This window comes from Vibrio sp. CB1-14 (genome assembly GCF_040412085.2).
Lineage (GTDB): Bacteria > Pseudomonadota > Gammaproteobacteria > Enterobacterales > Vibrionaceae > Vibrio > Vibrio chaetopteri.
The window spans coordinates 336,280-357,125 of the sequence record NZ_CP115920.1; the positions used below are offsets into that span (position 1 = coordinate 336,280).

At 45.2% G+C, this 20,846-nt stretch carries 16 protein-coding genes and 1 pseudogene; 2 read left to right on the forward strand and 15 right to left on the reverse strand.

Annotated elements, in window-relative coordinates:
* Window positions 1-71 precede the first annotated feature (71 nt).
* The 8 genes from tal to PG915_RS01660 form a co-directional block, all read right to left on the reverse strand.
* A complete protein-coding gene (tal, locus tag PG915_RS01625; protein ID WP_353497596.1) occupies window positions 72-1,022 on the reverse strand; it encodes a transaldolase in 951 nt (316 codons plus the stop codon).
* 316 nt (window positions 1,023-1,338) lie between these two features.
* On the reverse strand, window positions 1,339-2,055 hold the full coding sequence (alsE, locus tag PG915_RS01630) for a D-allulose 6-phosphate 3-epimerase (protein WP_353497597.1): 717 nt from the start codon (window positions 2,053-2,055) through the stop codon (window positions 1,339-1,341).
* Window positions 2,056-2,203: 148 nt separating this feature from the next.
* Window positions 2,204-3,310, reverse strand: a complete 1,107-nt coding sequence (locus tag PG915_RS01635) for a PTS fructose transporter subunit IIC (RefSeq protein ID WP_353497598.1) — start codon at window positions 3,308-3,310, stop codon at window positions 2,204-2,206.
* Between the two features lie 58 nt (window positions 3,311-3,368).
* Window positions 3,369-3,680 (reverse strand): PTS fructose transporter subunit IIB, encoded by a 312-nt coding sequence (locus PG915_RS01640; RefSeq protein ID WP_353497599.1) that lies wholly within the window; start codon window positions 3,678-3,680, stop codon window positions 3,369-3,371.
* 79 nt (window positions 3,681-3,759) lie between these two features.
* Window positions 3,760-4,230 carry a PTS sugar transporter subunit IIA gene (locus PG915_RS01645; protein ID WP_353497600.1) on the reverse strand — a complete coding sequence of 157 codons (471 nt, stop codon included), beginning with the start codon at window positions 4,228-4,230 and terminating at the stop codon, window positions 3,760-3,762.
* A 486-nt stretch (window positions 4,231-4,716) separates the two neighbouring features.
* Window positions 4,717-5,184, reverse strand: coding sequence for a PTS sugar transporter subunit IIA (locus PG915_RS01650; protein ID WP_353497601.1), 468 nt, complete (start codon window positions 5,182-5,184; stop codon window positions 4,717-4,719).
* Between the two features lie 17 nt (window positions 5,185-5,201).
* The gene (locus tag PG915_RS01655; protein ID WP_353497602.1) at window positions 5,202-6,758 is read right to left on the reverse strand and encodes a BglG family transcription antiterminator; all 1,557 of its coding nucleotides are present in this window, start codon (window positions 6,756-6,758) and stop codon (window positions 5,202-5,204) included.
* 672 nt (window positions 6,759-7,430) lie between these two features.
* Window positions 7,431-8,273 (reverse strand): helix-turn-helix domain-containing protein, encoded by an 843-nt coding sequence (locus PG915_RS01660; RefSeq protein ID WP_353497603.1) that lies wholly within the window; start codon window positions 8,271-8,273, stop codon window positions 7,431-7,433.
* A 355-nt stretch (window positions 8,274-8,628) separates the two neighbouring features.
* Here PG915_RS01660 and ompR point away from each other — a divergent pair, with 355 nt between their 5' ends.
* On the forward strand, window positions 8,629-9,348 hold the full coding sequence (ompR, locus tag PG915_RS01665; protein ID WP_006071277.1) for a two-component system response regulator OmpR: 720 nt from the start codon (window positions 8,629-8,631) through the stop codon (window positions 9,346-9,348).
* An 80-nt stretch (window positions 9,349-9,428) separates the two neighbouring features.
* Window positions 9,429-10,762: pseudogene (gene envZ / locus PG915_RS01670) on the forward strand (two-component system sensor histidine kinase EnvZ).
* Window positions 10,763-10,781: 19 nt separating this feature from the next.
* Here the strand turns inward: envZ and recG are convergent.
* The 7 genes from recG to PG915_RS01705 all read right to left on the reverse strand — a co-directional run bounded on the left by recG (window position 10,782) and on the right by PG915_RS01705 (window position 20,642).
* Entirely contained in the window at window positions 10,782-12,860 is a 2,079-nt protein-coding gene (gene recG / locus PG915_RS01675; RefSeq protein ID WP_353497604.1) for an ATP-dependent DNA helicase RecG, read from the reverse strand.
* Window positions 12,861-13,225: 365 nt separating this feature from the next.
* Window positions 13,226-13,510 carry a GIY-YIG nuclease family protein gene (locus PG915_RS01680; protein ID WP_353497605.1) on the reverse strand — a complete coding sequence of 95 codons (285 nt, stop codon included), beginning with the start codon at window positions 13,508-13,510 and terminating at the stop codon, window positions 13,226-13,228.
* Window positions 13,511-13,606: 96 nt separating this feature from the next.
* Complete coding sequence (gene trmH / locus PG915_RS01685) at window positions 13,607-14,293, reverse strand: tRNA (guanosine(18)-2'-O)-methyltransferase TrmH (RefSeq protein WP_353497606.1); 687 nt, start codon at window positions 14,291-14,293, stop codon at window positions 13,607-13,609.
* 63 nt (window positions 14,294-14,356) lie between these two features.
* Window positions 14,357-16,474, reverse strand: a complete 2,118-nt coding sequence (spoT, locus tag PG915_RS01690) for a bifunctional GTP diphosphokinase/guanosine-3',5'-bis pyrophosphate 3'-pyrophosphohydrolase (RefSeq protein WP_353497607.1) — start codon at window positions 16,472-16,474, stop codon at window positions 14,357-14,359.
* A 44-nt stretch (window positions 16,475-16,518) separates the two neighbouring features.
* Window positions 16,519-16,791: a DNA-directed RNA polymerase subunit omega gene (gene rpoZ, locus PG915_RS01695; protein WP_006071268.1), complete on the reverse strand. Its 273-nt coding sequence runs from the start codon at window positions 16,789-16,791 to the stop codon at window positions 16,519-16,521.
* 274 nt (window positions 16,792-17,065) lie between these two features.
* On the reverse strand, window positions 17,066-17,689 hold the full coding sequence (gmk, locus tag PG915_RS01700; RefSeq protein WP_353498639.1) for a guanylate kinase: 624 nt from the start codon (window positions 17,687-17,689) through the stop codon (window positions 17,066-17,068).
* A gap of 166 nt (window positions 17,690-17,855) precedes the next feature.
* On the reverse strand, window positions 17,856-20,642 hold the full coding sequence (locus PG915_RS01705; protein ID WP_353497608.1) for a response regulator: 2,787 nt from the start codon (window positions 20,640-20,642) through the stop codon (window positions 17,856-17,858).
* Window positions 20,643-20,846 lie beyond the last annotated feature (204 nt).

Genomic DNA, 20,846 nt, shown 5'->3' on the forward strand with positions numbered 1-20,846 from the left:
ATAAGTTTGATTCTAGAGAGAGGAAATTAAAGAGGGGAACGCAAAACGTTCCCCCTTTGAAATTGTGTTGATTAAAGCTTGGTTTCGATCATTGCTTCTAGTTTGCCTTGGTCAACAGCGAAGTTGCGAATGCCTTCTGCAAGTTTCTCGACCGCCATGGCATCTTGATTGTGATCCCATAGGAACTCAGCGTGCGTCATCGCGGCCGAGCGCTCTTTAGTGCCTTTAGAGTCAACCAATATCTCAACCACTTCGCCTTCATCGGCTTCAAGCTCAGCCAGAAGCTGTGGGCTGATTGTCAGACAGTCGCAACCAGCAAGCTCTAGGATCTCACCAGTATTGCGGAAGCTCGCTCCCATTACTACCGTATGGTAGCCATGGTCTTTGTAGTAGTTGTAGATGCGAGATACAGAGATAACGCCTGGATCTTCAGCGGCTTCGAAGTCACGGCCTTCTTTTGCTTTATACCAATCCATAATACGACCAACGAATGGAGAAATTAGGTATACGCCCGCCTCTGCACATGCACGTGCTTGTGCAAATGAAAATAGCAGCGTTAGGTTACAGTTAATGCCTTCTTTCTCTAGTACTTCAGCTGCGCGAATGCCTTCCCAGGTAGAAGCAAGCTTAATCAGGATACGGTCATTTGAGATACCAGCATCATTGTACATTTTGATTAACTGACGAGCTTTCGCGATGCTGCCTTCGGTGTCGTATGATAGGCGAGCATCGACTTCTGTTGAAATACGGCCAGGGATAGTCTTTAGGATTTCTTTACCAATGTTAACCGCTAGCATATCGCAAGTGTCTTGGACTTGCTGCGCTTTATCTGCGCTTTGAGACTTAGCGTACTCGATCGCTTGATCGATAAGCGGTGCATAGTCAGCAATTTGTGCAGCTTTCAAAATCAGAGAGGGGTTAGTGGTTGCGTCTTCTGGTTGGTACTTGCGAATGGCTTCAATATCACCGGTGTCTGCTACTACCGTTGTTAGTTTACGAAGTTGCTCTAATCTATTGGTCATTTCCGATCACTCTATTTTGTCTGGAGTTTATTCTTCATAATCAAGCTTGTCACTTTAGCAGTGGCGTAAGCACTATTGGCACAGTTACCATGTATGTTCGCAGTATAGAACTGCGAACCTGGGCTTAATGCAGAAAAGTCAGTTCGGTTAACCCTGACTTAAATGGTCTCTTGATTAGGTCATTATCTATAAGCTTGAGGGCTCAGTAGAGCCTATTAGCTGACTGAGGAGGTTGCTAAGAACGAACTGTCGTTATGATTAAGCAAAGGTCAGCGATAGGCTCTAGTGATATAGGTCGGTATGAAGATGCTTATTGCTATGCTGCTTCTTGTGCTTCAACTTGAATGAACTTTTCACCAGTTTCTTCTTCAAACTCAGAAATCATCTGTTGCCAAGAACTTTCAATGTCATCGGTTAAATTAAATAGTCCACTACGCCCAACAACATAAATATCTGGTTGCACATCATGGATCATCTTCCAATGCTCTTTATTGGTTGAACCATCCATTTCAATCAGATATTGATATCCATTGTCTTCGCGAAGTTGCCTCAACTCTGTAATCTTATGCAACATTTTCTTTAGGAACCGTTGACCAGCAAAGCCTGGGTCTACAGTCATAACTGTGACTTTATCGATAATATCGATATAAGGTAGGATCTCGCTAACAGGCGTCTCAGGGTTTAATACCACGCCAGCCTTTAGCCCAGCATCATGTATTTGGTCGATCAGCCTAAAGGCTACGCCATTGATTCTCTCAGCAGGCATACAGATCACTTCACACTTAATATCAATAAGTTGTTGCACCCAAAATACTGGGTCCGTTACCATTAGATGTGCTGACATTTCCTTATTGCTTAGTTTACGTGTTTGCTCAATAAACCATGGAGACAAGCTAAGGTTTGGAACAAAGTGTCCATCCATTATATCAATATGAAAGGAACCTACATTGCTATCTAGGAACGTGATCTGTTCTTTAAATTGATCAAGATCCATAGTCATTAGCGATGGGGAGATATGTAATTGTTTACTCATTTTAACAAAGCCCGCAATAAAGTTAGATTAATTATCAGATAGAACAACCTGCAACTGAAAGTTATACAAATTTAATGCATTCAGGTTGTTCTAATATTTTTCTAGCTACACTTTTCTAAGTGTCAATTTAATATGGCTCAATCAAAAACTAGCCAATTTTAATCTCGTTTAAATCGATATCTTCTTCTTTGTCATCGTTATTAATAACAACTTCACGTGGCACGTCTTTCTTGATAACGGCATAAATAGTACCAGTTACAAGGATATTGACTAATAACGCCATAACTCCAACCATAGGACTAGTCATTGTAGGAAGCATGAACACACCACCAAAAGGAACGGTTGAATCAGCACCAAACACCATTGTAATTGCGCCGCCACAAGCACCGCCAATAGCTGCTGCAGTAATGCCTCGAACGATGTCATTCATGACTACTGGTATTGCACCTTCAACAATGTTTACCACACCCATAGGAACGGCCGACTTTAATGTCTCGACTTCTTCATCGTTGTAGATGTTTTTCCGTAGTAGCTTACCAATGAAGTACGCTAGACCAAAACCAACAGGTGTTGCTGTGTTTACGAGCTGGAGTGCAGTAATAGGTTCATTGATACCTTGAGCTTGAAGCGTTAATACGAATGCAAAACAGGTTTTGTTGATAGGACCGCCAAAGTCAATGATACAGAGAGCTCCGATTGCAGCACCCAATAGCAGACTAGACGAAGAGCCCATGTTGGTTAGGAAGGATGTCAGAGCATCGGTAAAGATGCCAACAGGGGTTCCAATAATATAGATCATGATCAACCCGCTAAAAAGCGAGGCAAAAAACGGGACAATCAAAGTTGGCATTAAGCCTTTAGCCCAGTTTGGCACTTTAACATTTTTGATGATACCAAGAGCCATGAAACCAGCAATATAACCACCAAGAATGCCACCAATGAAACCCGCAGATATAGCGTTTGCCGCCAATCCAACAACAAAGCCAGGTGCTACGCCAGGTTTACCCGCAATAGAACCCGCAATACCACAAGCAATGACAACAGGTAATAGACCTAGTGCTTTGGCACCCATTGTGGCAAGTACAGTCCAAATATCAAACTGTCCTGAAATCAAAGTGTCTTCTACCGAACCATTAAGGGATAAGCCGATAGATATAATAAAACCAGCACCACAAACAATAGGGATTAAAAATGAAATAGCAGTTAATAGATGGCCTTTAGGGTTAGCTGCTTTCCATAAGTTTTTTATACTCATAGATGAAATCCTATTTTATATTTTCAGAATTATTGGATGATAATTACTTGGTAGTAGATTACCCATTTACGATCTCTTGGAGCTTTTCAATGAGCTTGTTAGGTGATTTAACGGCGATTGATGTAGGCACTCTAACTACCTTTCTACCAGCAAACCTCTCTTCACCTGAAACGTTGACATCAGCAGCAATAAGAACGACATCAGCTTGTGCTATCTCAGCCTCAGTGAGTTCGTTCTCGATACCAATCGTACCCTGTGTTTCTATCTTTACACTATGTCCGGCCTTTTTTGCGGCAAGTTCAATTTTCTTTTGAGCGATATATGTATGAGCGATGCCTACAGTACAAGCTGAAATTCCTACGATATTCATAATCTACCTTAATAATTTGTTTCACGATATAGGGGGTCACCGTATGGTGAATTTATAGTAATACTAATAACCAGCATACCTATGCTGCTATTTCATTGTTTTCCGAATTGAAAATGTCGATAATCTTTTCTGGGCTATTTTCTTTTAGTAGTTTTTCTATTAACTCTTCATCTGCCAAAGCTCCTGAAACTTGTGAGAGCAGTCGAATGTGAGTGGTATTTTGGTCTTCTAAACAAACTGCAAACAAGATGACACAGCGAACATCGCTATCATCCATGGTCTCCCATGGAATATCGTGTTGGGTGCGACCAAAGGCCAATGCTGTGCGACTCGCAGCAGATGATTTTCCATGCGGGATTGCTACATGGTTTTCAAAACCAGTTGAGCCCTGCTCCTCGCGTAGCCAAACATCGTTAAGAAACTGCTCCTTATTTATTACAGACCCATCTTTGACTAGTAACTCTACTAATTCTTCAATTGCTTCTTCTTTAGTTTTAGCAACCATGTCTAACTTTATGTTTTTTACATTAAGTACTGTAGAGATATCCATTGAACACCTTTGTTGAATTCAAAATAAGTTAATAAGCACAAGTTTATACCACTGATATTTTTCTGTTAATTTCAGTAGTATACTATTGTATCTTTTGGATTAGACACGAAGGCATAGTTATTTGTTGCACTATTAATTTCGTCAATCAGTGCAGCTTGGATGTTTGTCTTATAACGACTGGACAAGATTTTAATTCATTTAGATTCCAGTGCCATGCCTTCATTAGTATTTAATCTATGATTGTAAATATAAGGGAAATGCTATGCGGCCACAATACTAAATGATGTCCACTTATATGGACAATTGACAAACACGGGAGGACTTTTTTCTGAAGTGAGGTGGCTTAATACCATAAGAGATTTATGAGTTGTGATTAATGATTTGACTTATCTAGGACTAAATGGAAGATATGATGAGCACTTGGCTATAGAAGCAAAGGCTCACAAGGTACCACTAAGAGTAGAAATACAACATAGATAACTATAATTAATGATTGAATTCTACTTGAGTATTGAAGATAGCAACGATATGTCGGGGATCATTTTCTTTAAGAAGTTGCTCTGTAATATCTTCAAATGCCAGCGTACTTGATACGTGAGCTAACAATCGCAAGCTGGTCGCATCTTGTTCATCCAAACGAATGGCATATAAAATAATGCAACGAACATCGACTCCAAACTCAGCATCCCAAGTAATATCATGCTGAGTACGTCCAATTGCCAATGCTGTATGATGAACCGCAGACGATTCTCCATGTGGGAGCGCGATATAGTTATCAAACCCTGTCGGTCCAAGCTCCTCTCGTAGCAGGATATCCCGAAGAAACTCGTCTTTGTCAATAACAGAGCCATTCTGAACCAATAAATCAGTGAGCTCTTCTATGGCGTCTATTTTATTTTTAGCGACCATATTGAGTTTGATATTATTTACATTAAGTACACTTGAAATGTCCATTTTACAAACACCCAACATTAAATTGCAACAGTATGCACATTACTTGCATGATGTAACTTTTCTGTTATTAACTTTTCCGTGATGCGTTGGAGATCTGCATCATTAAGAAATGCAGTAACATACACCATGGGTGTGTCAATATCTGGAACATGGACCGTAGAGATAACAAGGTCGGGTGCTAGTTCCTGATTAGCATTTTGTAGTTTACTGGCCGGTATTGCCGCTATAATTTCCCAGTCTGGAAATGCTCGTAGAATGCGACTTTTTAACAAGTGGGATGTACCTACACCGGTTGAACACACTAATAGTACACGCTTTTGTGTGATTTGACGTTCTATAGCAGCCTGAAAGTGTACCGCTAAATAGCCTACCTCATCATCCGATACTCTTTTTTCAGTACAACGAACAAAGATATTTTCGACCGTAATGCGGGTTATCTGATATACATCTTCAAGTTCATTCTTTATATCGTCTATTAGTGGGTTGCGAATTGCTATTTCATAATGAAGTCTGTTGATTAATGGACGGATATGAACAACAAGCCCTTCATATAGTTGACTGTCATGGTTTAGGTCGATGTTTATTAACTGTGAGAATCGGTTTACTAAACTAGTTGTAACATCACGCGCTTCTTCACTAAACAGGTCTACGTGTAGTAAGCCATTGCTATTGTTTTCATCGATTAGAACACCAGAAGAAATTATGTATTGATAGATAAACCAAACTTCGTCTTCATGTAGCGATAGTCCGATATGTTCCTCGATTTTAGTAACCATCTGACTAGCTATTAAAAAAACTGAATCTTCTAGAGATTTTCGGGATACCTCTTCTTTTTCATATAGCAAGTTACCGCTGATACGACGGCGCATCATAATCAAAATATGAGTGAAAATATTGATGTAATATGCTTCGCCCAATGGGTATGCCAATGCTTGCTCCATCTCCTGTAATAGGACTTGAACAAAATCAACTTCTTCTTCACCAAAATACTGAACTAGCGCTTTATAAGTATTAGGATCCAAGCGAGAATGGTTTACTAAGCCAAAATCTTGATGGTTTATCAAACCATTTATCAACGCAGCCATTGCTTGGCGAACATTGCTTTCACTACCTTTGATGCGCGTGCCACTTTGACTACGAAATAATTGCAAGCCAAGAGGTTTTATCCATTCTTCAATAATTTTCAGGTCATTAACAACAGAGGCGTTACTTATATAATAGCGTTCTGAAAGCTTGTTAATTGATGTTTCTTTTGGCGTTTCACTAAGTAACCAAGAGGCGATCTTTACTCGCCTAGTATGACCAAGAACGCTATCAGATTCTTCAGATTCATCATTAAGTTGTAGCTCTAATTTTAATAATTCAGCTGCGTTCTCGGCTTCTAACAGCACACCAGAACCGACTTTCTTACTCACTCGTACTTCAGAGTCAGTTAGATATTCATTGATAACATTCAGATCACGTTGAATAGTCTTATTCGACACACAAAACTGTTCTGCCAGAGTTGTTAATGTGACATGCTCTCGTTGCTGTAACAGGAAACGTAATAATTTATGTTGTCTCGAAGTAATCATTCTATATCTTTACTGTTAAATGAGATTTGGTTTTGGTTGTGGCTTATTGTCTGGTTAATTAGAAAATCAATGGCTAACAAGATAGGGAAAATCTCATTCAGCCACAATACTAAATGGTGTCCACATTCGAGGACAATTGGCAAACACTATGAGCGGAGTGAATATAATTTGGATTTTTGGTCACATTATTAAGCTGGAGCTAATCTAGAAGAGACTTCCTCTATAGTCATGCCTTAAACATAGCAGAGTACTATACGATATATCCTTGTATCTTTCTGTGATGGAGCAGCAAGTTTGGAAGGCTAAGTTAAGAACGATCTAGTACCCGTAAGTAGTTCTCTTTTTGCTGGGCAGTGAAAATGTGACCAATTGGACCAATTAATATCTGTTGGCTACTAGAGGGAGGGGCTCACAGCCGGTCTTATGATGACCGGATAAGTACTAGATAACGGAAAAAGTAGAATTTGTAAGAGAGAAGTTGTCGAACAATACACACTAGGTGTATGCGTACTATCTGTCATTTGATTGTAAAGTTAAACTCAAAAACCATTTTTCGTAAGTCTAATACGGTTTTTAAGCAACACTTAAGAGTGAGCGCCAAGTAAGGTTGCCCAGGTCTCCTTTTTTGTCACTCCTGGGCGCCTTCTTATCACAATGAATCCAGTTCACACGTCAATCGGTAGTCTCTGGAGTTCGTCGTTCGCGTTGTACTTTCTGATGGTGACTTAATAAAGATAAAACTCGGCCTTCGTCGTGTAATTGTTCAAAGAATGGGTTGGCGTGCAGCGCCGTCAAATCGCATTCAAACACGCTTAATTCGCCGATTTGGTACTTCTCGGGGATATAGATGTCCGACAACAAAGTCTTGGCGTATGGCTTGACGGCAGCTAAGAGGATTTTTTTCCCATCGAACAGCTGGCAAACATGTCGATGAACCTTACGATGCAATAGCTTATCTTTCGCTAAATAGCTCAGCAAACAATCTTGGCCGTTGTCGTCTTTACCGTAGACAATGTGACCGACCATCGCCTGATGGTGCAAAGCAACAACGACATGTAGCTCTTTGATTGACATCGCAGAGATTAAGTCATCAAAGCTGATGTTGCGGTAGTGCTGCTGAGCATACTCAATTTGATCGCGAAAAAGAGCGGGTAATTGGTTCCAAGAGTAGCTAGCGAATTCTTCTATGGTACAAGGGTATACGGGATTATTACCGATAAATAGCTCATCGTATTTTTTTACCCCTTGTATTAGCCGAAGCTCTTCTTCGTTGTAGCGGTAAGGCAGTTGGAAAAAGGCTGCAACGCCGGCACGACGCATCAGTGAGGGTTGTCCATTGCCGTGCTCCCACTTGCTGAGCATAGGCTGGTTTACGCCTTGAAAGGCGCGATGAGACAAGCTGAGCGCTTCTACAAGCTCAAGTTGAGACAAACCATTAATGCTGCGCCAATACTTGAGTGCGGTGGCAAAACTGTCGCGGGAAAAATGCGGCTCCCATTGAGATGATACGGTCATTACCCCTCCTTGATGCATAGAGACTAGATATACTATTTATTAGGGTATATGAGAGCGGTGCTTTGGGCTGTGAAAACCCTATTACGAAGCGTTACAAAGCGTTAGCGAACGCTAGAAATATGACACTTTGGTTAAACGTGTTTCAGGGCAAAAAGTTTAGCAACATCCGATAAATACCATACATATCACACAGAATGGTGTCGAAGGCAGCTAATATAGACCATAATTAATAATCGCTAACAATTCTCTGCACAACTTTTGTCCAAGGAATGTTACATTTACCGCTGAACCTTTGGTTTGCTTCATAAAATAGCAGGCTGAGGGTGTAAATTGCTTTTTAGTGGTGGAATCGAATATGCAAGAAAATCACAAGATTTTAGTTGTTGATGACGATGCACGTCTACGTGCATTGCTAGAGCGTTACTTATCAGAGCAAGGATTCCAAGTACGCAGTGTTGCTAACAGTGAGCAGATGGACCGCCTGTTAACCCGTGAAAACTTTCATTTGATGGTATTGGATTTAATGCTACCAGGTGAAGATGGCCTGTCGATTTGTCGTCGTTTACGTAACGCCAACAACATGTTGCCGATTCTAATGCTGACAGCGAAAGGCGATGAAGTAGACCGTATCGTTGGCCTTGAGGTCGGTGCGGATGACTACTTACCAAAGCCGTTCAACCCGCGTGAGCTGCTAGCTCGTATTAAAGCGGTGTTGCGTCGCCAGACTATCGAAGCGCCGGGTGCGCCAAGCCAAGAAGAGTCTGTGGTTGAGTTCGGTGACTTCCGACTAAACCTTGGTACTCGTGAGATGTTCCGCGGTGAAGAGGCGATGCCTCTGACGTCTGGTGAGTTTGCGGTGCTTAAAGCATTGGTTACCAACGCGCGTGAACCTATGTCGCGTGATAAGCTGATGAACATGGCTCGTGGTCGTGAGTACTCGGCGATGGAGCGCTCCATTGATGTACAAATTTCTCGCTTGCGTCGTATGTTAGAAATCGACCCGAGTAAACCTCGCTACATTCAAACTGTGTGGGGTTTAGGTTATGTCTTCGTGCCAGACGGTAAAGAAGCATAATTGATTGATAAGGCTCTGGATGGATTCAGAGCCTTTTTTGTTTATTATCCTGTCTCGATCTTCGCTCCAAAGGAAACCTTATGCGCTTTCGTAGCTCCTTCACCCAATCTATCCTGTTGTTTTTCTCTCTGTTAGTTGCCAGCCAAGTTTTCTCATACTACGCCGTGTACAACTATGCGTTGCTGCCGAGCTTGCAGCAGTTCAACAAGATCTTGGCTCACGAGTTGGTGTTTTTCCTAGAAGATACGGAAGATGTCGATGGGCAAATTGAAATGGATGCGCCTTTGCGTAGGCAGGTGTTAGCTCAGTTGGGCGTGACCATTCATGCGGATGATGGTCCTATGGCAAGTGAGTTTAACCATGCGTTGCCTATCGACTTGATGAGCGAAGAGATGAGCGACGAGCTACAAACCGAGACTGAGGTTCGTCTGATACTTGGTGAGGAGAGCTATATTCTATGGATGCAAATCGCCGCGCTACCAAACTCCCTGATCCGTATCCCGCTCTCTGAGCTGCAAGAAGAAGACTTTGCCCCGCTGTTTCGTAATAGCTTAATTATGGCGCTGCTTGTCCTTGCTGGTGGCTGGCTGTTTATTCGCTTGCAGAACCGGCCACTGACGGCTCTGGAAAATGCGGCGAAGCTAGTAGGGAAAGGAGAAATCCCACCGCCACTGCCAGAAAAGGGGCGTCGGAGATCCGCTCAGTCACTCGAGCCTTTAACCAAATGGCAAAAGGCATCCAAGAGCTTGAACAAGACCGCACGCTATTAATGGCCGGTATCAGTCATGATATCCGCACGCCGCTGACACGTATTCGCCTTGCTACAGAGATGATGTCGCCAGAAGACAGCTACTTGGCGGAAGGCATTATCAGTGATACTGAAGAATGCAACGAAATCATCAGCCAGTTTATGGACTATCTGAAACCCGTTAACACTCAGTCGTTCGAACCGCTTAGCCTGAATGATATTGCCTCGGATATTGTCTCGTCTGAAGGGGGGTATGAGATCCAAATCGATTTTGACCCTATGGCGCGCATCAAAGACATCGAAGGGAGTCCTATCGCCATCAAACGTGCCATTACTAACCTGGTGGTGAATGCCGTGCGTTATGGGAATGGCTGGGTGAAGGTGACGACAGGTATGACCGCTGATAACAAACTTGCGTGGGTGACGGTGGAAGACAATGGTCCGGGTATCGACCCAGATCAAATCAGCCGTCTATTCGAACCTTTTACACGTGGCGATACCGCTCGTGGTAGTGAAGGTACGGGGCTGGGTCTAGCGATAGTTAAACGTATCATTAGCCAGCATCACGGCTCAGTGAGTATCTCGAATCGCAGTGAAGGCGGCTTGAAGGCGCAAGTGAGCTTTCCTGCAGTGAAGAATGGGAAGAATATGATTCCTAGGACCTAGGACCTAGGATCAAGAATCCTTACGCCTTAGCGTAAAACTCTCTATCACCTAACCAGCGGTCGATAATCTTCTTAGCGTTGTCCGGATATTGTTCATGAACATGACGGGCAATGCGCTGCACCTCTGGCACTAAGCGCTGGTCACGAACTAAGTCGGCGATCTTAAAGTCAGCCAAGCCGGTTTGTTTGGTACCAAGCAACTCGCCAGGGCCTCGAATCTCTAAATCTTTCTGAGCAATGACAAATCCGTCATTGCTTTCTCTTAGCACGCCTAAGCGCTTCTGAGCGGTTTTAGACAGTGGAGAGTGATACAACAGCACACAGTGACTTGCAACGCTGCCACGTCCCACACGGCCGCGCAGCTGGTGTAGCTGTGCCAAACCAAGGCGCTCTGGGTTTTCGATGATCATCAAGCTGGAGTTGGGAACATCCACCCCGACCTCGATCACTGTGGTAGCAACCAAAAGATGCAGCTCGTTGTTTTTAAAACGCTGCATCACATCTTGCTTCTCCGCCGGCTTCATGCGGCCATGCACTAAGCCAATCTTAAGATCGGGGAGTTTGCGTTGTAGGTCTTCGGCGGTATCCGCGGCGGCTTGCGCTTCAAGCACTTCAGACTCATCAATCAAGGTGCACACCCAATATGCCTGTTTGCCTTCATGAAGGCAGGCATTTTTGACGCGTTCAATCACATCATCACGCTTGGTATCGGGAATAGCGACCGTTTGAATCGGGGTTCGCCCCGGCGGCAGTTCGTCAATGACTGAGGTTTCTAAATCTGCATAGGCGGTCATCGCCAGAGTTCTAGGAATCGGCGTGGCCGTCATGATCAACTGGTGCGGGTAGAAGCCTTGCTTAGCGCCTTTTGCACGCAGCTCGAGTCGCTGGTGGACACCAAAGCGGTGCTGCTCATCAATGATAACGAGTGCCAAGTTGTTAAACTCGACCGATTCCTGAAACAGCGCATGGGTGCCGACAACCATTTGAGCTTCACCACTGGCAATACGTGCGAGCTCAGCTTCTTTCGCTTTGCCTTTCTGCTTACCAGCCAGCCAGCCCACTTGAATGCCCATCGACTCAAACCAGCCAGCAAAGTTAATCGCATGCTGCTCCGCGAGCAATTCAGTAGGTGCCATCATTGCCACTTGATAGCCATGCTCAATCGCGCGCACCGCAGCCAAGGCTGCGACTAGGGTTTTACCCGATCCCACATCTCCCTGTACTAAGCGCATCATAGGGGTAGGTTTTTGCAGGTCGGTTTCAATTTCTTGAACCACGCGAGCTTGAGCGCCTGTTGGTGAGAAAGGGAGTTGCTCCAAAAGCTTTTGTTTAAGCGTTTGTACCGGATCTAGTGCAATCGCAGCATCTTGTTGACCTTTACTGCGCACGGCGAGCATCGACAAGTTCTGCGCCATGAGCTCTTCAATGATCAAGCGCTGCTGAGCCGGGTGTTTGCCTTCATCAAAATCGTCGAGGTTAATGTTCGGCGGCGGGCGGTGAATAATGTGTAGCGCTTGGCTAAGCGTCATTTGCTGATTGTACAAGCCACTTGGCAGTAGCTCATCAACAGCGGCACCATCCATGAGCTCTAGCGCTTGGTCGGTTAAACTCTTAAGAGTCAGTTGTCTCAAGCCTTCAGTTGTCGGGTAGACGGGCGTCAGAGTTTGCTCGAGCTTTGGTGTTTTCCCCTCTGCATGAAACTTGTATTCAGGATGGATGATTTCAAGGCCGTGATTGCCGCGCTTCACTTCACCATAGGCAATAACAACACGCCCCTCGGAGAAGTTATTCTTCATCGCCGCTGTGAAGTTGAAAAAGCGTAGGGTAATGGTGCCATTGCCATCACTGACTTTTACAGTCAGCATTTTACGACGGCCAAAGGCGACATCACTACTCATCACTTTACCTTGCACTGACCCCCAAAGACCCGGGTGCAGTTTGACGATAGGGTAGATGCGTGTGCGGTCTTCATAGCGATGAGGCAAGTGAAACAGCAGATCTTGCACCGTGTGCAATCCTACCTTTTCAAGTTTCTCTGCGACTTTTGCCCCTACGCCAGTAAGCGAAGTTAAAGGAATTGCCGACAGTAACTGAGCCATATTCACCATCCATCAGAGTGTTAGATGGGAATATTCAAGCATTTAACTGTCTTTTTGTACAGTTTTATACAAGGGGTGGCGATTAATTTGAGTGCGGTGGTTCTAAAGGTTCGTCATTCCACTGGCCGTGCGCCTACGCAGGCAGGAATCTTGCTGAGGCTTGGTGCGCGCTTTGAGTAGACCCCTGCCTACGCAGGGGTGACGGCTAATTTGAATGCGGTGGTTCTATAGGTTCGTCATTCCACTGGCCGTGCGCCTACGCAGGCAGGAATCTTGCTGAGGCTTGGTGCGTGTTTTGAGTAGGCCCCTGCCTGCGCAGGGTGACGATCATTTTGGATGTGGGGTCTTCACGGTACATGTGTCAATTATAAAGAATCATACAAGTCCGCCCAATCAGGATTGATACTCTTAATAAGATTCTCTTTCCATTCACGCTTCCACTTCTTTACCTGCTTTTCTCGTTCAATTGCAGAATACATTGATTGATGAAGTTCAAAAAAGACCAACTTGTGAACGTGGTACTTTTTAGTAAAACCATCAACAACACCGACTTTGTGTTGCCAAACTCTTTGCTTGAGTTGAGAGGTGACACCAACATACAAAACTTTGTGGTTGTTGGAAGACAAGATGTAGACACATGCTCGCTTCATAGAAGTTGCTCAAATAGCAGAAGCTTACCACTTGAGCATTTTCGGATTGCGAGTAACTTCAAACGGGTGAGAAAACCAGTCTTAACTCAAACTTTGCTACTTCTTCTGCATCTCTTTCCACCATGACTCATCCGCCACAATCTGACCTTCATCATCCAGCGGTGGGTAAGGCATGTTCTTCTTCTTAGCGACTTTGGCGAGAACCGGGTGGCCGCGTTCGAATAAGATCCGATGGATGGTTTCTTCTGGCAGAACACTGGTATCGCGATCGTACATACCTGCAAGTTGGCGCTGTCGTTGTGCTTCGAACAGAATGAGTGCGCTAGCAACCGAGACATTGAGCGACTGAACCATACCGACCATGGGAATAATGATGTCCTGATCTGCTTCACCGAGCGCATCTTGAGTAATACCGTTCTTCTCGCCACCAAGGATGATTGCGGTAGGTTTGGTGTAATCAATGTCGCGAAAATCGACTGCAGAATCGGACAGGTTGGTCGCAAGAACTTGCATGTCTTGTGATTTGAGCTCACGAATCGCATCGGCTACCGTATCGTGCGTCTCTACTTCCACCCAGTTTCGTGCGCCGGCTGAGGTATGGCTTAAGGTGCGCATCTTCTCATCTGGCCAAACAGCATGGACTTTGTGGACGCCGGCCGCGTCGGCAGTGCGAATCACCGCAGAGACATTGTTTGGCTTGTGAACTTGCTCCAGCAGTAAAGTCAGGTCGGGTTGACGTGCTTTGAGTACTTCTTGAATACGATTGTAGCGTTCTAAATTCATTGGGGTGTTCCAAATAAAACGGGCTCGATATTCATCGAACCCGTATTAAATCAAAAAGCTGTGCTAGTTCTTACGACGTCGGACGCGAAGCGCGTGCGGCATCACGCGAATGCGCTTCATAATGCCAGCAAGGTGTACACGATCTTTGGTCGTTAGCAAAACGGTCACCGTATACAAGCGGCCATCACGCTCCTCGGTTGAGATGCCGTGAATGTTAGACCCTGTTTTGGCAATCACATTGGTCAGCTCAGCCAGCGCACCTTGGTGGTTTTGCAGATCGACTTTCAGCTCAGCAGTAAACTCCTGCTCGAAGTTGTCGCTCCACTCAACAGCCATGTACTTATCCGGCTCTTTTTGGTGACCACGAACGTTTGGACACGTCTCGCGGTGAACCACAAGGCCACGACCCGGTGACACATGCGCAATAATGTGATCGTCTGGGATCGGGTGACAGCAGTTGGCGAACGTCAGCAAAATACCTTCCGCGCCGCGGATTGGTAGCTTTTTGCCTGTCGTTGGTACCGAGCTGGTTTGCGTCAGTTCGTCAGTATCACCTAACAGGCGACGCGCAATGACGATGCTCATTAACTCGCCTAAGCCGATATCAGCCAGCAAGTCATCCACAGAGTCGAGCTTAAGATCAGTTAGCACTTCATTGATGTTATCTGGGTAGATGGTATCAATAGAATGACGACCCAACGCATGGTTGAGTAAGCGGCGACCCAGTACGATGGACTCTTCGCGGCGCATCGTCTTAAGGACCTGGCGGATCTTAGTGCGAGCACGGGATGTCACAACATAGTTTAGCCATGCAGCATTTGGACGAGCGCCCGGTGCACTGATGATCTCAACTGTTTGGCCGTTCTTAAGCGCTTTACTTAGCGGGTAAGGATTACGGTCAACACGTGCACCAACGCAGGTATTACCCACATCGGTATGAACGGCGTAAGCAAAGTCGACGGCGGTTGCGCCAAGTGGCAACTCAACAATACGACCTTTTGGTGTGAACACGTAAATTTCGTCTGGGAACAGATCGGATTTTACGTTTTCAATAAATTCAAATGAGTTACCAGCACTTTGCTGTAGCTCAAGCAGGCTTTGCATCCAGCGCTGCGCTTTAATTTGCGCCGTAGTGCCAGTGCGATCGCCGTTGCCTTTGTAAGCCCAGTGCGCCGCGACACCTTTATCCGCCATTTGATCCATATCTTCAGTACGGATCTGCACTTCAACGGGCACACCGTGAGGGCCAACCATTGAGGTGTGTAGGGATTGGTAGCCGTTCGCTTTTGGTACCGCGATGTAATCTTTCATGCGGCCAGGACGAGGCTTGTACAGGCTATGGACTTGACCAAGTACACGATAACAGGTGTCCGCCGTGTCCACGATAACGCGGAAGGCATAGATATCCATGATGGTGTGGAAACGCTGCTCTTTGGTTTTCATCTTGTTGTAGATGGAGAACAGGTTCTTTTCACGACCCAAAACGCGACAGTTCAGACCGACTTCTTCAAGACGACCTTCAATTTCGCTGTGGATACGTTGGATCATTTCCTTACGGTTACCACGAGCAGCTTTCACCACTTCTTTTAGAACGCGATAACGGTTTGGATAGAGCGCTTCAAAACCTAGCTCTTCAAGCTCGGTCTTGATGTTGTGAATACCTAGACGGTGCGCAAGCGGCGCATAAATCTCTAGGGTTTCACGAGCGATACGACGTTTCTTGTCAGGACGAAGCGCGCCCAATGTACGCATGTTATGAGTACGGTCACTGAGCTTAATCAAGATCACGCGGATGTCTTGCACCATGGCAAGCACCATCTTGCGGAAGTTCTCCGCTTGAGCTTCTTTGCGATCTCGGAATTTTAGCTTGTCGAGCTTAGAGACGCCGTCCACGAGTTCCGCGACGGTATTGCCAAACTGTTCTTCTAGCTCTTCTTTGGTGACTTCCGTATCTTCAATAACATCATGCAACAGAGCTGCTTGAAGCGTTTCAATATCCAGACGCATTTCTGCGAGGATACGAGCAACCGCAACCGGGTGGATGATGTATGGTTCACCGCTAGAGCGGGTCTGCCCTTCATGGGCATCTCTTGCTACCACATAAGATTGACGCAGAGCCTCAATTTGAGGCTCTGTTAGGTATTCTTGGGCAACGTCTTTAAGGCTATCGAATAGGTACAAATTATAGGCCCGAACGTCGATGGAACTCTGGTGGATAGGTCGAATTAACGGTTGTGAGCGATGCTGCTTACTGCCGCTAGTTCTGCAGCTTCTTGCTCTTGCTGCTCTTGACGCTCGCGTGCGTCTAGTACTTCTTTTGTGATCAAACCTTCTTCGATTTCGCGTAGAGCGATAACCGTTGGCTTATCATTTTCTTCTGGCACTAGTGCATCTTTACCACCGATTTGCATCTGACGTGCGCGGCGAGCCGAAATAAGAACTAGGTCGAAACGGTTACCAACTTTTTCAACAGCGTCTTGAACAGTTACGCGTGCCATAAGAACTCCAATAGTTAACTAAATTTTTGATGACGAGAAAGTATACAGGCTATTACATTTAGATTCTAGATCACAAATGATCCGTTTAGCTACTGTTACTTGGGTTTTAATTGCGCGCTACCTTCGAAGTAGCACACTCGTCATCCCTTTGAAAAAGGGGATCTCGTGCGGCAAGTGACTCGCATTACTTGAGCGCAATACTTGCTGATAAAGATCCTCACTTTCGTGAGGATGACGGTATATTTCTTGAACTTGGTTTGTGCTAGAGAAGTCATTACTCCGCTAGCAGCGCATCCAACATACCTTTATATTTCACCGCTTGCTTGTCTTGTTTCAAGCGCTCAGCACGTAAAATGGCTTTAAAATCAACCAGTGCGCCATCAAAGTCATCGTTGACGATAACATAGTCGTACTCGTTGTAGTGTGACATTTCTGATTTTGCTTCGCTCATGCGTTTTGCGATCACTTCATTGCTATCTTGGCCGCGAACGTTCAAACGGCGTTCTAGCTCACTGTTTGAAGGCGGTAGGATAAATACGCTTTTCGCTTGAGGCATTTGCTCACGGATTTGACGTGCGCCTTGCCAATCGATGTCTAGGAAAACATCGATGCCTTTATCTAGGGTCTCTTCAATCCACAGGCGAGACGTGCCGTAGTAGTTACCGAATACTTCGGCATACTCTAGGAAAGCGCCTTGTGCGATCAGTGATTCAAACTCTGATTTTTCAACGAAGTGATAGTGCACGCCATCTTCTTCACCAGGGCGCATGCCACGAGTGGTGTGAGAAACTGAAACCTTCATTGCGTAGGTTGGGTTTTTTTCCAACATCGCTGAAATTAGGCTCGATTTACCAGCGCCGCTAGGAGCCGATACGATATAAAGGGTGCCTTTACCAATCATTTGTCAGTGTCCGCATTCTTGGGTTGAAGGAATAGAAGCAGGTCAGTGCCTTCTTCTATTTTAGATAACACACTGGCCGAAGTGCTGAAATTTCGGCCAGAAAAATGGAGGCGAAGAGTATCACAAACCTAGATGCAGACTCAACCGTCTTGTGGATAACTTTCTAAGCAGATTGCCGTGTGGTAGTGAGCCATTTCTCCAGTGTCGCAAGGAGCATTTTTGAGTTGATGGGTTTGGTGATGTAGTCATCCATCCCCACTTCCAAGCAGCGCTCGCGATCCCCTTGCATAGCATTAGCGGTCATGGCGATGATGGTGACATTGGGGTCAACTACTTTGCTCTCGGGCTTGCGAATCATAGTGGTGGCTTCAAAACCATCCATTACAGGCATTTGGCAGTCCATAAATACAATGTCAAAGCTGCGCTCACGGAGGATATCGAGAGCTTGCTGACCATTTTCTACCACGTCGACGCTGACCTTAAATTTAGACAGTAGCGATTTGACCACCACTTGATTGGTCTTCATATCATCAACAACCAACACGTGGGCATGAAACTCAGGTGCTTGAGTCGGCGAGTGCTTGGTAATAAACAGCATACTTTGATCATCGACCCCATCAAGCGCGGCAACGCGAGACAAAACGTCGAATAGCTCTGCTTGTTGTGTCGGCTTGGTGAGATAAGCGCTGAATCCGTTGTCCTTGACCAATTTCATGTCGCCTCGCTGCACCACGGAAGAGAGCATCACCAGCCTGGTTGAACGCAAATTGTCATCCGCTTTAATGCCGCGTGCCAATTGGATACCGTTAGTCTGTGGCATCTCATAGTCAAGGATGGCAATGGAGTAGGGAGCACCAGTGTCATACGCCTTCGTGAGCATGGACATCGCTTCTTGGGCAGAGCTGGCCTGTTGATATTCGATAGCCCAGTTAGAAAGCAGTTGCCCCACCAATTGCCTATTAATCGGGTTGTCATCCACCACCAAGATACGTTGCTGCTTGAGATCCCCTTTAGGGGCATAGTGAACATCTTTTTCGGCCAGATGGGGCAGCGGTACTTCAAACCAGAAGGTTGAACCTTCGCCAATTTCGCTGTGAACGCCAATCTCACCACCCATAAGTTCAACCAGCTTTTTACTTATTGATAGCCCTAAACCTGTACCGCCATATTTTCGGGTGGTGGAACTGTCGGCTTGGGTAAACTTATCAAACAGTTTGTCTTGATGGGCTTTCTCGATACCGATCCCCGAATCGACCACAGAGAACTTTACGCTGTCGATCTGTTCATTTTTTGGTTGGACAGAAACATAAACGGCCACTTGACCTTGTTCGGTGAATTTCACTGCGTTACCAATCAGGTTGACGAGAATTTGTCTAATGCGTCCCGGATCGCCAATGTGCCATTGAGAGAGTACTGGATTGGCAGGGCAGATTAACTCCAGTTTCTTTTGAGAGGCACCTAGGTAGAGCGTCGCGCCAATGTCTTCGATAAGTTCAACGAGGTTAAATTCCAACTGCTCTAGGTCGATTTTGCCAGCTTCAAACTTAGAAAAATCCAGAATATCATTGATGATTGCCAGCAGAGACTCAGCGCTGTCTCTTGACGTTCGGGCAAGCTTGAATTGCTGCTCATCAAGTTCGGTATCGAGCAGCAGGTCAGTCATACCAATCACCCCATTCATTGGAGTGCGGATTTCATGACTCATGGTAGAGAGAAACTCGCTTTTTGCGTGCGCCGCCGAACGTGCTTCTTCCGTTGCTTGTTGTAGTTGCTGGTTATGTTCAAGCATTTGTTGCTCTTTGAGGGCTAAGGAATCCGCCATATTAATAAAGCCGGTACTCAGGCGGCTGATTTCATCGGTTTGATTAAAGTGGTGCTGAGGGAGTGATATTTTGTAATCGCCTTGACCTACATGTTTGGTGGCGTCTAGTAAAGCTTCTAATCTTTGCACCAACTGCCGAGACATAAAAAGCAACACCACTAAACAAATGATGGCCAGAGCCAGACCAAGTGCACCAAGCACTAAATTGCGATTTGTGTTCAATACGGTCTGCATCGCTTGTTGAGATATTTGCTGATTTTGTAAATCGAGAATCGAGCGGATCCGTTCGATTCGCTGTGTCGCTAATGGGAACCAAAACTCGGGGGTAATATCCTCAAGCCCATCCTCAAGTGTTCCTGATGTGACGAACGTTGATTCAATGTCATCAATTTGCTTATGGACACCCCAATTGATAATAGGCATGTAGAGGGACTCTGGCGCATGTTGACGCAGTAAGCGCAGATTCCAATCGAAACTTCGAATGTAATAACCCGCATCGATCATCTTATCGTTTGAGATGGCTTGCTCAGGCGCTGCAAAAATACCATTGAGAATGCCGCGAGATTGCCCTGCGCGCTCTTTGAGCCAAAGCAAATGGACATGATGCAGTAAATCATCAACTAAGTCTGGGGATTCGATAGAACTGACAAGGGCATCATAAATAGTTAATGCTTGCTCGATAAGCCCTGAGTAGTGCTTGAAGGAATATTCGCCGACACCATGATCAACGAACTCCCTTACCATCACGGTATGCTCAATAGCACGATCAAGTAATTGAATTTGCTCACTGAAAGCCTGTTCGATGTCGCTGTGCTTGCTGGATAAGCTCCGCCATTGCTCGCTTGCTTTATCGGCTTGCGCTCTTGCCGTAATGAGTTTTTGTTTGGTGGTTTCATCTAGATTAGATTTATAACCTTCAGATAGCCCGCGCTCGACAGCAAAGTGGTGAGCAATGTTATCAAGCGAATGAGCGACGTTGAGAAGTTCGATGGTTTTGGTGGCCTCCGCATTTCTATCCACGAGTGAGCGGATCACTTGATAGCTCATGGTTAGAACAACGATGAGTAACCCTAATACAATCAATGATGTTTGGGTTCTCAGGGTTAAGTTACGTATCGCGGTTGGCATGCATGCCCATCCTGTTTCTTAGCGTATTTCAGCAGTATAGGAGACGAACTGCTAGGTTCCGATATTTGCGTTTTTTATGAATTCAATAAGACATAAGTGGCAAACGTTTGCTTATTTATCAAGGTGTTGTTTTGTAAGGCTTTGAAGCTAGTTCGAAAAGTGTTGATTTATTCCTGTCAGCAATTAGAATTCGCGCCAATATTC

Coding starts and splice junctions, on each gene's coding strand:
- tal (WP_353497596.1), bottom strand. CDS start 1,022: ATGACCAATAGATTAGAGCAACTTCGTAAACTAACAACGGTAGTAGCA.
- alsE (WP_353497597.1), bottom strand. CDS start 2,055: ATGAGTAAACAATTACATATCTCCCCATCGCTAATGACTATGGATCTT.
- PG915_RS01635 (WP_353497598.1), bottom strand. CDS start 3,310: ATGAGTATAAAAAACTTATGGAAAGCAGCTAACCCTAAAGGCCATCTA.
- PG915_RS01640 (WP_353497599.1), bottom strand. CDS start 3,680: ATGAATATCGTAGGAATTTCAGCTTGTACTGTAGGCATCGCTCATACA.
- PG915_RS01645 (WP_353497600.1), bottom strand. CDS start 4,230: ATGGATATCTCTACAGTACTTAATGTAAAAAACATAAAGTTAGACATG.
- PG915_RS01650 (WP_353497601.1), bottom strand. CDS start 5,184: ATGGACATTTCAAGTGTACTTAATGTAAATAATATCAAACTCAATATG.
- PG915_RS01655 (WP_353497602.1), bottom strand. CDS start 6,758: ATGATTACTTCGAGACAACATAAATTATTACGTTTCCTGTTACAGCAA.
- PG915_RS01660 (WP_353497603.1), bottom strand. CDS start 8,273: ATGACCGTATCATCTCAATGGGAGCCGCATTTTTCCCGCGACAGTTTT.
- ompR (WP_006071277.1), top strand. CDS start 8,629: ATGCAAGAAAATCACAAGATTTTAGTTGTTGATGACGATGCACGTCTA.
- recG (WP_353497604.1), bottom strand. CDS start 12,860: ATGGCTCAGTTACTGTCGGCAATTCCTTTAACTTCGCTTACTGGCGTA.
- PG915_RS01680 (WP_353497605.1), bottom strand. CDS start 13,510: ATGAAGCGAGCATGTGTCTACATCTTGTCTTCCAACAACCACAAAGTT.
- trmH (WP_353497606.1), bottom strand. CDS start 14,293: ATGAATTTAGAACGCTACAATCGTATTCAAGAAGTACTCAAAGCACGT.
- rpoZ (WP_006071268.1), bottom strand. CDS start 16,791: ATGGCACGCGTAACTGTTCAAGACGCTGTTGAAAAAGTTGGTAACCGT.
- PG915_RS01705 (WP_353497608.1), bottom strand. CDS start 20,642: ATGCCAACCGCGATACGTAACTTAACCCTGAGAACCCAAACATCATTG.